This is a genomic window from Vibrio sp. 10N.222.55.A1 (genome assembly GCF_041473835.1).
Classification (GTDB): Bacteria; Pseudomonadota; Gammaproteobacteria; order Enterobacterales; family Vibrionaceae; genus Vibrio; species Vibrio crassostreae_C.
Genome location: NZ_JBFRSX010000141.1, coordinates 1 through 904, shown reverse-complemented (window position 1 = coordinate 904; position 904 = coordinate 1). Strand labels below are relative to the sequence as shown.

1 protein-coding gene is annotated in these 904 nt (G+C 39.0%); it reads right to left on the bottom strand.

Translation table 11 applies throughout. The features are described 5' to 3' along the window. Positions 1 to 106: 106 nt before the first annotated feature. Positions 107 to 775: a LuxR C-terminal-related transcriptional regulator gene (locus tag AB4493_RS22145; protein WP_136974805.1), complete on the bottom strand. Its 669-nt coding sequence runs from the start codon at positions 773 to 775 to the stop codon at positions 107 to 109. Positions 776 to 904 lie beyond the last annotated feature (129 nt).

Below are 904 nucleotides of genomic sequence, written 5' to 3'. Positions count from 1 at the left end.
ACCACATTAAAGAAAGCCGTAGCAGAGATGCTACGGCTTTTTTGTATTTGGGATTTCTACATTCTAACTGCATTGACTGTTTATGGTTGAGGGCAGAGAGTTAGGTCTATTGGACAAACTCATTTGTCGCAACGTTGTTCTTAACCCAGATCAAAGCTTGTAAGCGATTCTTCACCTTGATCTTTTTGAATGTATTGTGAAGGTGTGCTTTAACTGTATTCTCACTGACATAGAGTGTGTCCGCAATTTGCGTGTTAGATGCGCCATCACCGAGTAGTTTGATGATCTGCTGTTCGCGTTTGGTCAGCTTGAGGTAATGAGGGCTGGTTTTGGCGCATTGTCTGTCTCTATAAAAACGGATGTATTTATAGATCAGCTTTCTGCTCATCCACATCTCGCCTTGCAAAATGCAGTTAAAGCCGGCCACGAGCTTTTCAAGGGTGTCCGACGTATAAAAAATGCCGACAAGATACTGCCATTTAAGCATTTCAGAGTGCGGGAAATCGCCTGGTGTATTGAGTAGCACTTCATGGACATCACTTGCTACGTCATCTCTGAGCTCCTGGTATTTCTCAATGTATTGCTTACTCATTGTCGGGAAATCAATAATAATCAGAACTAAGTCATCGTTTTTTAGGGATTTAGCACTGAGCCTTTCCGGTGATATGAGTTTTATGTTCAGGTTAACTTTCTGTTCTATAGACTCTTTTAGTAGTATCGATTGTAAATTGTTCTCCGCAAGTAAAATGGCGTTATAAGCCTCCAGCTTAGCCATGTGGAACTCCTTTTCTTAACTCATTACTTGAACTTTAGGTGTTTTAGTTTAAAGCACGTATTGTTATTTTGCTAATTTTTAAAGCTAATTATTCATCAAATTTATGAAATTAATTTAATAGTATTGTCG